Genomic DNA, 11,636 nt, shown 5'->3' with positions numbered 1-11,636 from the left:
GCGCCGCCTCCCGGGCCGCCGCCGCACCCCGTGAGGGGACCGGCGTCCCCGGCGTCAGTGGGCGAAGAAGTCCCGCAGCACCGGAGCCAGCACCTCGGGGTCCACGTCGTGGGTCTGCCCGTCCAGGGTGGCGCGCCGCACGTCGCGCAGCACCGCCGCCAGGGCGTCGGCGCCGTCGGCGAAGGTGTGCTCGCTCTTGCCGCCGTCGGCCACCAGCACCGGCGCCGTCACCGACGCCCACCGGTGCGGCGGCAGCGGCACCCCGGACATGGTCCCGCCGATCACCGCCGCGTCGTAGGCCAGGGTGTGCGCCACCTTCTCCATCCGCGCGAACGAGGGGTCCTCGCGCATGCCCCCGAGCAGCTCGGCGGGCAGGCCCAACGCGGCGGTCATGAAGTACTCCACCGCCTCGGCCCGCCGCCCCTCGGCGGCCAGCGCCCCCACCCGGACCGCGTAGTCCGGCGGCAGCGGGGGGCGGGACCCGTCCACGATGAAGGGCGGCTCGTACAGCGCCAGCGCCTCCACCGCCAGCCCGTGGGCGGCCGCGTCCAGCGCCAGTACCGCCCCCGAGGACATGCCGAACAGGTGGGCCCGCCCGCCCGCGTCGCGGATCAGCGCCTCGAGGTCCTCGATCTCGCGCTCGACCGCGTAGGGGGCGGTGTCGCCGCTGTCGCCGCGGCCCCGCCGGTCGTAGGTGTACACGGTGAAGGCGTCCTGGAGCAGGCCGGCCAGGGCCGCCCCGTGGGGATTGAACGCCCGGTGCCCGAGGGCACCGTCGACCAGGATCAGCGCCGGGCCCGATCCCCGCCGGTCATAGGCGATGCGGGTGCCGTCGCGTGAGATGGCCACATCCATCGGTCTTCTCCTGTCGGTTCTCGTATCGAAAAAGGGGAGGGGCGCGACCCGTGCGGCGCCGGTGCGGGCGGCGGGGACGCCCGCACCCGCGGCGCCGCCGGCGCCCCGGGGGGGCCGCGGGGCCTCAGGAGGGTCCGGCCCCTTCGGCGGCGTCGGCGCCCGCGGCCAGGAATTCGGCGACCATGGGGGCCAGGTACTCCTCGCGCCCCATGACGCCGATGTGGGTGGTGCCGGGCAGCACCGCCAGGCGCGCGGCGGGCAGCCCGGTCAGATCGCCGGGCACGCCCCCGCCGAGCAGGCGGAACATGGCGGCGGCGTGCTCGGGGCGCACGATGTCGGAGTCGCCCACGACCAGCAGCGTCGGCGCGGCGAGCGAGGACACCTGCTCGGGCGTCCACTCGGGGGCGTTGCCGGGCGCGTCCATCTCCTTGACGCGCTCGACCAGCCCCGCCCAGCCGCCCGGGTCGGGGGCCACCGCAACGTACTCCTCGTGGAAGGGGGTGCCCTCCAGGTCCTGGGGCGTCAGCTCGCCGATGCCCGCGGCCACCTCGGGGTACATGCCCTCGGCGCGGAAGGACACCGACACCAGCACCAGGCGGCGCACCAGCTCGGGGCGGGTCAGCGCGAGCTGGAAGGCCACGGCCCCGCCCAGGCTGTAGCCGAGCACGTCCGCCTCGCCCAGCCCCAGGCCCTCGACGAGCGCGGCGACGTCCTCGGCCAGGTGCTCCACCCGCAGCGGCCGGTCGACGTCGGGCGTGCGCCCGTGCGCCTGCATCTCCACGGCGATCACGCGGCGGTCCCGGGCCAGCTCGGGCAGGAGCGCCCCGAAGCACGACCCGATGCCCACCAGGGCGCCGTGCAGCAGCACCAGCGGCTCGCCCTGCCCGTGGACCTCGTAGTACATGTCCACGCCGTTGGCGGTGATACGGCCGCCCGCGGAGGTGTCGGTGGAGGGGGTCGCGTTCATGGCCCGTTTCCCTTCGGAGGGGGGCGCCCGCTCCGGGCGCCGTTCTCACCCCTTCAGACCCGGGCCGCGTGCGGAACTCATCGGCGCGCAGGGGACCTTTTTCCGGCGGCCGGTAACGTGGCGCGGGTGATCGAGACCGTCCGCCGCCGTCTGCGCCGCCGCCACCTGCTGTACCGCTGGAGCCCTGTGGCCGAAGGGGACTCCGGCGACCGGGTGTGGCGCCTGACGGGGCGCGGCCGCGCGACGCTGTACGTCAAGATCGGCGCGGACCCCGCGGCGCTGCGCGCCGAGGCCGAGCGCGCCCGCTGGCTGATCGGCGCCGGCGTGGCCGCCCCCGAACCCCTGGAGTGCGGCGAGGACGCCGGGGCGGGGTGGCTGGTGTCGGCGCAGGTGCCCGGCCGCCCGGCCTCGGGGGACTGGCCCGCGCACCTGCGCGCCCCTGTGGTGGCGGCCGTGGCCCGCCTCGCGCGGCGGCTGCACGACCTGCCGGCGGGACGGTGCCCGTTCCCGCGCGGGCTGGACCGCACCCTCGCCCAGGCGCGGGAGAACGTGCGCGCGGAGCGGGTGGACCCCGCCGACTTCGACGACGAGCGGCAGGGGCTGGGCCCGCGGGAGGCGCTGGCCGAGCTGGAGCGGTCGGTGCCCGCCGAGCCCGAGGCGGACCGGGTGGTCTGCCACGGGGACCTGACTTTGGACAACGTGCTGGTCGACCCGGCGACCCTGGAGTGGACGGGCGTGGTCGACCCCGGCCGCCTGGGGGTGGCCGACCGCCACCTGGACGTGGCGCCGGCCCTGCGCGAGCTGGAGGGCGGCCCGGCCTGGGGGGCCGCCTTCGCCCGCGCGTTCGCCCACCACTACGGCGACGACCGCATCGACCCCGGCCGCCTGGCGTTCTACCGCCTGCTGGACGAGTTCTTCTAGACGGGCCTTCTTCTAGACGGGCCTTCTTCTAGACGGGCCGCGGCCACGTCCTCTCGGCCGATGACCGCCCCTCCCGCCGGGGGTCGGGCGCACAACAGTGGGCGCACGGCGGCGCGACGGCGGCAGGGGGTCGAACGGCTCCGCGGCCCGGGTGTGCGGGGGGGCGTCGCGCCCGGTGGTGCCGTGTGCGCACTGGCCGGAAGAGGTCGGGGCGGCCGTAGGGCGGGAGCCCCCTGCTCGTGGCGCCGTCACGACCGGCCGGGTTCGGCCCCCTGTGCGCGGATGCTGTCGAGGAGGTAGGCGGTGCGGCGGTCGTAGTCCTCCCGCCGGGGACGGGTCCCGTGCTTGTAGAGGGACCACGGCACATGGGCCGGGACGATCAGCAGCAGCACCATGCCGCGGGCCAGGCCGGGGGGCGAGGACGCGTTCTGAGGCCGGGGTCGAGCGCGTCAAGGCGCCGGCGGCGGCTGTGAAGGATATGCCGCCACCATCGCCCACCGCCTCGGGGTTACGGGCAGTGGTCCGCGTCACCGGTCCTCCATGACGATCGACAAGGAGCACCCACGACACGGCGTCACAGGAGGATGCGCCGGAAGCCGAGGGGACGCCCCGCCCCCGGCGGCTACGGCTCCAGCACGATGCGGCCGAACACCTCCCCGTCGGCCATCCGGCGAAACGCCGACGCCGCCCGGTCCAGCGCCATCACCTCGTGCACCACCGTGCGCAGCCCGCCCCGGGCCGCGTCGGCGAACTGGGCGGCGCGGACCCGGTTGCGCTCGGCCACGGGCACGGTGTCGGTGCTCAACGTCGCGAACGTGAGCGACCGGCGGAACCCCTCCAGCAGCACCGCGCCGAAGTCCGCGGGCGGCATGCCCGCCATGATGCCCACCGCCACCAGGATCCCGTTCGGGTTGAGCCGCCCCAGGAACCCCGGCAGGTCCGGACCGGCCGCAACGTCCAGGACCGCGTCGAAGCCCTGCGGTCCGGCGCCGCCCCCGGCACGGTCCAGCACATGGGTCGCACCGAGCCCGCGCAGCCGGTCGCCCCGCTCGGGCGAGGAGGCGGTGACCGCCACCGCCTCCGCACCGGCCCGCACCGCGAGCTGCACCGCCGCGATCCCGATGCTCCCGGACGCGCCGCGCACCAGCACCGACGCGCCGGGGGCCAGGCCCGCACGGGCCAGCCCGAAGCGGGCCACCGCCCCCGGCCCGCCCAGCGTGACCGCACCGGCCCCTGACAGCCCCGGCGGCAGCGGCACGGCCTCCTCTGCCGGGGCGCTCACCCGCTCGGCGCACCCGCCGCCCGTCCCGGTGGGCGCCCACACCCGGCGGCCGACCAGCGAGGCGTCGCCCCCCTCACCGACCGCCGCCACCGTGCCCGCCACCTCGCCCCCGGGCACGTGGCCCTCGGCGAAGCCGTAGGCCGCGGACAGGCCCCCGCCCAGGATCAGCGCGTCGACGCCGCCCAGCCCCACGGCCTCGACGTCGACCACCACCTGCCCCGGCCCCGGGGCCGGGTCGGGCAGGTCCACGACCGCCACACCGTCGGGGCTCCCGAACCGCTCGATCACGACCGCTCGCATGAATCGTCTCCTCACCGTGGGAAATGCGTGCACGCGAAGACCCGCCCGGCCCGCACCTCACGGCACCCGCGCCTCCGCCCCTGCGGACGCTATGCGGACGCCCCCGTCCACTTGCCTAAAGTGAGGCAGGTGACCGACCGTTTGCCTCACAACCTGCGCTCCGACGCCCGGGACAACCGCGAACGGATCCTCGCGGCGGCCCGCACGCTGTTCGCCGCCGAAGGACTGGACGTGCCCATGCGCGCGGTGGCCCGACGCGCCGGGGTCAGCCCCGCCACGCTCTACCGGCGCTTCCCGACCAAGCAGGACCTGGCCGCCGAGGCCTTCGCCGAACAGGCCCGCCTGTGCCGCGCCCACCTCGACCAGGCGCGCGCCGACCCCGACGCCTGGCACGGGTTCCGCCTGCTGATCGAGCGCATCTTCGAGATGCACGCCCGCGACCGGGGCTTCACCGACGCGTTCCTGGCGACCTACCCCGACTCCGTGGACTTCGCCGCCGAGCGCACGCACGCGCTCAAGGCCGTCGCCGAACTGGCGCGCCGCGCCAAGGCCGTCGGACGGCTGCGCCGCGACTTCGCGGTGGAGGACCTGTTCCTGGTGCTCATGGCCCTGCGCGGGGTGGACGCCCCCTCGGCCCCCGCCCGCGCGGCGGCGGCCCGGCGCTTCGCCGCGCTGGTGGTCCGCTCCTTCGAGGCGGCCCCGGGCAACGGCCCCCTGCCCCCGGTCCCGGACCTGGCCCCTCTGAACGTGCTCAGGTTCGTCTAGCGACCGGACTCCGGGGCGTCCTCGCGTTCCTCCGCCTCCCGCCGCGCACCGTACTCGGCGGCCGCATCGGCGATAGGGAGCCAGGCTGGACAGGGGCGCCTGCGCGGGCAGGGCATTCAGCCGATCCTGGACCCCACCACCGGCAACGCCCGTGACGCGGACGCGCTGACGGCCCCTTGCCGCCGCCGGGCGGCACCCCGATGCTCAGTGGCCATGACCCTTCGCGCCGAACCCATCGCCGCCCGGCGGCTGCTCCTTGAGCCGCTGCGCACCGGCCATGCCGAACCCATGGCCGCCGTCCTGGCCGACCCCGCCCTCTACACCCGCATCGGCGGCGCCCCTCCCACCCGGGCCGACCTGCGCCGCCGCTACACCGCCATGCTCGCCGGGCCGCCCGACCCGAACGAGGCCTGGCTCAACTGGATCATCACCGCCCCCGAACCCGCGGGAACGGTCCAGGCCACCGTGCGCACCGCACCCGACGCGGCCGCCCCCGGCCACGACCACCCCTCGGCCGCCCTGGCCTGGGTGGTGGGCACCCCCTGGCAGGGACGCGGCCTGGCCTCCGAGGCCGCCCGCGCCATGGCCGACTGGCCGGCCCGCAACGGCGTGAGATGCCTCACCGCCGCCATCGCCCCCGGCCACCTGCCCTCCGAGCGCGTGGCCCGCTCGTGCGGCATGGCCCCCACCGCCGAACACCAGCAGGGGGAGCGGATCTGGCGCCGCCGGGCACCCGGCGCCCACCCCTGCCGGTGAGGGCGGGCACCCCCGCCCTCACCAGCGCCGCCACCCGGCGGTGAGATCCCTGTTTCCCCTGCGTTACGACATGACATGTCCCGGCAACGGCGGCTTTCTAGCGTCGACGGCGAACCCGACGATGGCCGAGACCGACCGGAAGGCAGCGCCGTGACGAGCCGAGACACCGCACACCGCCCCGGCGGGCGCTGGATCGCCCACTGGGACCCCGAGGACCGCCGATTCTGGGAGGCCGACGGCCGCCGTATCGCCCGCCGCAACCTGTGGGCCTCGGTCTTCGCCGAGCACCTGGGCTTCTGCGTCTGGAGCCTGTGGTCGGTGCTGACCCTGTTCATGGTCCCCGAGACCGGGTTCGACTTCACCCCCGCCCAGAAGTTCCTGCTCGTCTCCCTGGTCTCCCTGGTCGGGGCGGTGCTGCGGGTGCCCTACACCCTGGCCGTGCCGATGCTGGGCGGGCGCAACTGGACCGTGGTGTCGGTGCTGACCCTGCTGGTGCCCACCGGCCTGGCCGTCGTGCTCATCCAGAGCCCCGGCACCCCCTTCTGGCTGTTCGCCCTGCTCGCCGCCACCGCCGGGGTCGGCGGCGGCAACTTCTCCTCCTCCATGGCCAACATCAACGCCTTCTTCCCCGAGCGGGAGAAGGGCCTGGCCCTGGGCATCAACGCCGGCGGCGGCAACGTCGGCGTGGCCGTGGTGCAGCTGGCCGGGCTGGCCGTGATCGCCGCCGTCGGCGTGGCCGGGGGATGGCTGCTGGCCGCGGCCTACATCCCCCTGCTGCTGGTGGCCGCCTTCGTCTCGGCCCGCAGGATGGACAACCTGGGCAACGCCCGCGCTGACGCCGGCGCCCAGGTCGCCGCCGCCAAGGACCGCGACTTCTGGATCATGTCGCTGCTGTACATCGGCACCTTCGGCTCCTTCATCGGCTACTCCTTCGCCTTCGGGCTGCTGCTGCAGAACCAGTTCGGCCGCACCCCCCTGGAGGCCGCCGCGGTCACCTTCATCGGCCCGCTCATCGGCTCGCTCATCCGCCCCGTGGGCGGGCTGCTGGCCGACCGGTTCGGCGGCGCCCGCGTCACCCTGTTCAACTTCGCCGCCATGGCCGCCGGAACCGGCCTGATCATCGCCGCCTCCGCCTCGGGCTCCCTGATGGTGTTCACCGGCGCCTTCATCGTGCTGTTCGTGCTCACCGGCATCGGCAACGGCTCCACCTACAAGATGATCCCGGCGATCTACGCCGCCCGCGCCGCCGGACGCGCCTCGGCCGGGGCCGACCGGCGCGCCGCCGAGGAGCACTTCCGCCGCGTCTCGGGGGCCGCCCTGGGCCTGGTGGGCGCCGTGGGCGCCCTGGGCGGGGTCGGCATCAACCTCGTCTTCCGCCAGTCCTTCGACGCCACCGGGGGAGCGGTGCCCGCCTACACCGCCTTCCTGGCCTACTACCTGGTGTGCCTGGGCATCACCTGGGCCGTCTACCTGCGCCGCCCCACCGCGGCGCGCGCCGCCGCCTCCTCGGGGGCCGCCGACGCGGAGGTGGCCCGGTGAACCCCGCCGAAGCCGCGGGCCCGGCACCGCAGGCCGGTACCGCCACCCACTGCCCCTACTGCGCCCTGCAGTGCGCGATGTACGTCGAGCCCGCCGACGGCGGGGGGTGGGCCACCCGCCCCCGCGACTTCCCGGTCAACCGGGGCGGGCTGTGCCGCAAGGGCTGGACCGCCGCCGAACTGCTCTCCTCCTCCGAGCGGCTGACCACCCCGCTGGTGCGCCGCGGCGGCGAGCTCACCGAGGCCACCTGGGACCAGGCCCTGGACCTGGTCGCCGACCGCGTGCGCGCCCTGCGGGCCGAGCACGGCCCCGACGCGGTGGCGGTGTTCGGCTCGGGCGGGCTGACCAACGAGAAGTCCTACCTGCTGGGCAAGTTCGCCCGCCTGGCGCTGGGCACCCGGATGATCGACTACAACGGCCGGTTCTGCATGTCCTCGGCCGCCGCGGCCTCCCGCCGCGCCTTCGGCCTGGACCGCGGCCTTCCCTTCCCCGTCACCGACCTGGGCGGGGCCGGGGCCGTCCTGCTGGCCGGGGCCAACCCCGCCGAGACCATGCCCCCGCTGATGGGCCACCTGACGGCGCCCGCCCTGGTCGTGGTCGACCCGCGCCGCACCGCCACCGCCCGCGTCGCCCTGGAGGGCGGGGGCCTGCACCTGGCGCCCCGTCCCGGCACCGACACCGCGCTGGCCCTGGGGCTGCTGCACGCCGCCAAACTGGAGGGCCTCCTCGACGACGGCTACATCGCCGAGCGCACCACCGGCTTCGAGGCCGCCTGGCGCCGCGCCGCCGCCTGGTGGCCCGAGCGCTGCGAACTGGAGACCGGCGTGCCCGCCGGTCAGATCCGCGCCGCCGTCCGGCTGCTGGGCGACGCCGCCCGCGGGCAGGGCGCCTACGTGCTCACCGGCCGCGGCACCGAGCAGCACGCCAAGGGCACCGACTCGGCCTCGGCCTGGATCAACCTGGCCCTGGCCCTGGGGCTGCCCGGCCGCGACGGGTCGGGGTGGGGCTGTCTGACCGGGCAGGGCAACGGCCAGGGCGGACGCGAACACGGCCAGAAGGCCGACCAGCTCCCCGGATACCGCTCCATCACCGACCAGGCCGCCCGCGAGCACGTCGCCGCCGTGTGGGGCGTGGACGCCCAGGAGATCCCCGGCGCCGGGGTGAGCGCCTTCGAACTGCTGGAGTCCCTGGGAACCGGCGCGGGCCCCAAGGCCATGCTGGTGTTCGGCTCCAACCCCGCCGTCTCGGCCCCCCACGCCTCGCGCGTGCGCGACCGGCTGGGCTCCCTGGACCTGCTGGTGGTCGCCGACTTCGTCATGTCGGAGACCGCCGAGCGCGCCGACGTGGTGCTGCCGGTGGCCCAGTGGGCCGAGGAGGAGGGCACCATGACCAACCTGGAGGGCCGCCTGCTGCGGCGCCGCCGCGCCATGGACCCCCCGCCCGGGGTGCGCACCGACCTGCAGGTCCTGGCCGACCTGGCCGCCCGGCTCGGCCAGGACCCCGCCCGGTTCCCCGCCGAGGCGGACACCGTCCTGGCCGAGCTGGGCCGGGCCAGCGCCGGAGGGGCGGCCGACTACTCCGGCGCCGCCCCCGAGCGCATCGAGGCCGGAGAGGAGGTGCACTGGCCCGCCCCCGGCCCCGCCTCCTCCACACCCCGCCTGTTCCTGGACGGCTTCGCCCACCCCGACGGGCGCGCCCGCTTCCACCCGGTGGGCCACACCCCGGCCGACGAGGCCACCGACACCGACTACCCCCTGGTGGTGACCACCGGCCGCACCATGGGCCACTACCAGTCCGGCGCCCAGACCCGGCGCATCGGCGAGCTGGCGCAGGCGGCCCCGGCCGCGTGGGTGGAGGTCCACCCCGACACCGCCGCCCGGCACGGTCTGGCCGCGGGGGAGTGGGCGCTTTTGACCGGGCGCCGCGGCACCATGCGCGCCCGGGTGCGCCTGGAGGCCTCGGCCCGCCGCGACACGGTGTTCGTGCCCTTCCACTACGGCGGCGCCCAGACCGCCAACGACCTGACCAACCCCGCGCTGGACCCGGTCAGCCGGATGCCCGAGTTCAAGGTCGCCGCCGTGCGCATCGAACCCGCACCCGCCCCGGAGGCCGCAGCCGGGGCCGCCGCCACCGCCGGGGCCGCCCCCGGCTGACCCCGCCCGCACCCGCCGCGCCCCGAGCCCGCCCGAAGCCGCCCCGCACTTGGAGGTTCCACCCGTGACCCGCCGCAGCACCCGCCCCGCCCGCCGCATCGTCGTGGTCGGCAACGGCATGACCGGGGCGCGCTTCGCCGAGGAGGTCGCCCGCCGCGACCCGGAGGGGCACCGCGTCCACCTGACCGTCGTGGGGGCCGAACCCGGCCCAGCCTACAACCGCGTCCTGCTGCCGGGCCTGCTCGAAGGCGCCTACACCCCCGCCGACATCGCCCTGCCCGAACCCGAGGGCCCCGGCATCACCCGGCTGCGCGGCACCGCCGCCACCGGCCTGGACACCGCCGCGCGCACCGTGGGCCTGGACACCGGCGAGCGCCTGCACTACGACGACCTGGTGCTGGCCACCGGCGCCCGCGCCGCCCTGCCGCCGCTGCCCGGCCTGGCCGCCCCCGACGGCACCCCCGCCGAGGGCGTCACCGCCCTGCGCGACCTGGCCGACCACCGCCGCCTGGAGAACCTGGTGCGCCCCGGCGCCCCGGCCGTCGTGCTGGGCGGGGGCGTGCTGGGCCTGGAGACCGCCCGGGCACTGGCCGCCTCGGGGGTGCGGGTCAGCGTGGTCGAGGCCGCCCCCTGGATCATGCGCCGCCAGATCGACCGCGCCTGCGCGGGCGTGCTCGCCGCCGCCTACGAGGACCTGGGGGTGCGGGTGCACGCCTGGCGGGTGGCCGACCGGTGGAGCCCGGGCACCGGGCTGGTGCTCGATGACGGCACCGTGCTGCCCGGCGACGCCGTGGTGGTCACCGCCGGGGTGCGCCCGGCCGTGGACCTGGCCGAGAAGGCCGGCCTGGCCTCCTCCCACGGGGTGGAGGTCGACGACCGGCTGTCCACCGGCGACCCGCGCGTGCACGCCATCGGCGACTGCGCCGCCCACCCCGGCGGCGGCGCCGGGCTCGTGCAGCCCGGCTACGAGCAGGCGCGGGTGCTGGCCGACCTGCTCACCGGCACCGACACCGCGGCCCGCTACACCGGGGCGCGCCCGGTCACCCGGCTCAAGGCCACCGGCATCGACCTGACCGCCATGGGCGCCACCGACGGGGACCAGGGCGCCGAGTCGGTGGTGGTCAGTGACCCGGCCAAGCGGCGCTACGCCCGCCTCGACGTGGCCGAGGGCAAGGTGACCGGGGCGGTGCTGCTGGGCTTCCCCGAGGCCGCCCCGGAGGTGTCGCGCCTGTTCGACCAGGCGGCGGCGGTGCCCGAGGACCGGCTGGCGCTGCTGCAGGGCCTGCCCGCGGCGGGGCAGGGCGACGGCGAGGCCGCCGGCGGGCCCGGCGAGGCGCACGTGTGCCGGTGCAACGCGGTGACCCGCACCGACATCGAGCAGGCGTGGCTGGACGGGGCCCGCACCCGCCCGGCGGTCGCCCAGGCCACCCGGGCCACCACCGGCTGCGGGGGATGCACCCGGGACGTGGACGCGATCCTCAAGGCGATGGACGGCGCCACGGGCGCGGCGAAGGTGGGGTAGCCGCGCCCCGGGGCTTGGACGTCCGCCCCTGACTCAGTCGGCGGCTCCGCCATCGGCGGGGCCGCCGATGTGCTTGCGCCATGCGGGGTCGTCCGCGACCAGCCAGTGGGGGACGAACGAGACAGGGAAAGGGAAGTCGGTGGTGAACTCGAGCGCCCGGTACTCCGCTGGAGGGGTGAGCAGCTCGGGGTGGTCCGCCCAGTAGTACCGCCCCTTGAGCTCCAGCATCGCCCAGTGCCACGCCTCATCGTGGAACACCAGGCCCCTGTTGCGCGTCCCGGGCGGCTCGTACGGATACCACTCCAGCGCCGCCGCCCACGCCTCCTCCTCGGACCGGCCCCCGTAGGCGCTCACCACCCACGCATAGGCCCGCCTCTCGCCCTCCAGGCACGCCCGGTACCCCTCCTCGGGCCACTCCCGCCCCCGCCCCTGCTCCATGCCGCCCACGCTACGGCCATGTCACCTCGGTCACACCCCGGACCCGTTCACCCGCCCCCGGCCAGGGGTGACAGGACAACGAAACACTCCGGTCACAAACGGCTGACCGGCCAGAAACGCGCCCTGGGTTACGTGGAG

General features: G+C 76.4%; 11 protein-coding genes. 6 read left to right on the top strand and 5 right to left on the bottom strand.

Going from position 1 to position 11,636, the window contains the following annotated elements:
- Window positions 1-54 precede the first annotated feature (54 nt).
- Both O4U47_RS06135 and O4U47_RS06130 read right to left on the bottom strand, forming a co-directional pair.
- Window positions 55-855 carry an alpha/beta fold hydrolase gene (locus O4U47_RS06135; RefSeq protein WP_270676588.1) on the bottom strand — a complete coding sequence of 267 codons (801 nt, stop codon included), beginning with the start codon at window positions 853-855 and terminating at the stop codon, window positions 55-57.
- 124 nt (window positions 856-979) lie between these two features.
- Complete coding sequence (locus O4U47_RS06130; RefSeq protein ID WP_270676585.1) at window positions 980-1,822, bottom strand: alpha/beta fold hydrolase; 843 nt, start codon at window positions 1,820-1,822, stop codon at window positions 980-982.
- Window positions 1,823-1,948: 126 nt separating this feature from the next.
- Here O4U47_RS06130 and O4U47_RS06125 point away from each other — a divergent pair, with 126 nt between their 5' ends.
- Entirely contained in the window at window positions 1,949-2,743 is a 795-nt protein-coding gene (locus O4U47_RS06125) for an APH(3') family aminoglycoside O-phosphotransferase (RefSeq protein WP_270676584.1), read from the top strand.
- 248 nt (window positions 2,744-2,991) lie between these two features.
- Here O4U47_RS06125 and O4U47_RS06120 read toward each other — a convergent pair whose 3' ends face one another.
- Together O4U47_RS06120 and O4U47_RS06115 are read right to left on the bottom strand one after the other, a co-directional pair.
- Complete coding sequence (locus O4U47_RS06120) at window positions 2,992-3,138, bottom strand: hypothetical protein (RefSeq protein WP_270676583.1); 147 nt, start codon at window positions 3,136-3,138, stop codon at window positions 2,992-2,994.
- A gap of 227 nt (window positions 3,139-3,365) precedes the next feature.
- Window positions 3,366-4,325: a zinc-binding dehydrogenase gene (locus tag O4U47_RS06115; protein ID WP_270676582.1), complete on the bottom strand. Its 960-nt coding sequence runs from the start codon at window positions 4,323-4,325 to the stop codon at window positions 3,366-3,368.
- Window positions 4,326-4,454: 129 nt separating this feature from the next.
- Here O4U47_RS06115 and O4U47_RS06110 point away from each other — a divergent pair, with 129 nt between their 5' ends.
- The 5 genes from O4U47_RS06110 to O4U47_RS06090 all read left to right on the top strand — a co-directional run bounded on the left by O4U47_RS06110 (window position 4,455) and on the right by O4U47_RS06090 (window position 11,060).
- Window positions 4,455-5,090 carry a TetR/AcrR family transcriptional regulator gene (locus tag O4U47_RS06110; RefSeq protein ID WP_270676581.1) on the top strand — a complete coding sequence of 212 codons (636 nt, stop codon included), beginning with the start codon at window positions 4,455-4,457 and terminating at the stop codon, window positions 5,088-5,090.
- Between the two features lie 213 nt (window positions 5,091-5,303).
- Entirely contained in the window at window positions 5,304-5,846 is a 543-nt protein-coding gene (locus O4U47_RS06105; protein WP_270676579.1) for a GNAT family N-acetyltransferase, read from the top strand.
- 150 nt (window positions 5,847-5,996) lie between these two features.
- Window positions 5,997-7,385, top strand: coding sequence for an MFS transporter (locus tag O4U47_RS06100; protein WP_270676578.1), 1,389 nt, complete (start codon window positions 5,997-5,999; stop codon window positions 7,383-7,385).
- A gap of 77 nt (window positions 7,386-7,462) precedes the next feature.
- The gene (locus O4U47_RS06095; RefSeq protein WP_408638939.1) at window positions 7,463-9,538 is read left to right on the top strand and encodes a molybdopterin oxidoreductase family protein; all 2,076 of its coding nucleotides are present in this window, start codon (window positions 7,463-7,465) and stop codon (window positions 9,536-9,538) included.
- A gap of 64 nt (window positions 9,539-9,602) precedes the next feature.
- Window positions 9,603-11,060, top strand: a complete 1,458-nt coding sequence (locus O4U47_RS06090; RefSeq protein ID WP_270676575.1) for an FAD-dependent oxidoreductase — start codon at window positions 9,603-9,605, stop codon at window positions 11,058-11,060.
- Window positions 11,061-11,093: 33 nt separating this feature from the next.
- On the opposite strand, the gene O4U47_RS31250 is transcribed toward O4U47_RS06090, so the two are convergent.
- Window positions 11,094-11,498, bottom strand: coding sequence for a hypothetical protein (locus tag O4U47_RS31250; protein ID WP_408638936.1), 405 nt, complete (start codon window positions 11,496-11,498; stop codon window positions 11,094-11,096).
- Between the last annotated feature and the right edge of the window lie 138 nt (window positions 11,499-11,636).

The organism is Nocardiopsis suaedae (genome assembly GCF_027706745.1).
In the GTDB taxonomy this organism is placed as follows: Bacteria; Actinomycetota; Actinomycetes; order Streptosporangiales; family Streptosporangiaceae; genus Nocardiopsis_A; species Nocardiopsis_A suaedae.
This window is presented reverse-complemented; position numbering and strand designations above follow the sequence as displayed.